This is a genomic window from Mesorhizobium sp. LNHC209A00 (assembly GCF_000502915.1).
Classification (GTDB): Bacteria; Pseudomonadota; Alphaproteobacteria; order Rhizobiales; family Rhizobiaceae; genus Mesorhizobium.
In genome coordinates this window covers 1-463 of the sequence record NZ_AYWT01000060.1, presented here as the reverse complement: position 1 = coordinate 463, position 463 = coordinate 1, and the positions used below count along the sequence as shown (strand labels likewise).

The following is a 463-nucleotide window of genomic DNA, read 5'->3' as shown; positions in this document are numbered from 1 at the left end:
CGCCATCGGCCGCCGCTTGCCGCGGCGCTTTGCCGTAGAAGGCGATGTGGCGCTCCAGCATCGGCAGCAGCCGCTCGCTGTCGGCCGGATTGCCTGCTTCGATCACCAGATCGAGGATCATGCCGCTCCTGCCAGTGGTCAGGTTGAGTTTGTGGCCGTACTCGGTATTGCGGCTGCCTTTGACGATGATATCTGCATGTGGTTCGAACAGGCTGACCAACTTCTCGCCGGCAGGCACCGGCTCGTCGGCCAACACCCGTCGCTCGCTCTGTCTGATGATGCGCTCGACCAACGGCTCATAGTGATGGACCTGGAGCTGCCACAGTGCGATGGCCGGTGTGCTCGCCATGGCCAATCGCTCGCTCGCCTGCTTCAGATAGGCCAAGGTCGCGCAGGTGATTGCGATCAGCTCGCGGTAGAGTTGGACCCGATTCGGTCGACCGCGCGTGAACTGGATCTCGCG

At 63.1% G+C, this 463-nt stretch carries 1 pseudogene; it reads right to left on the bottom strand.

Annotated features, from left to right (window positions below):
• A pseudogene (locus X739_RS136605) lies at positions 1 to 463 on the bottom strand (ISNCY family transposase); the annotation flags it as partial.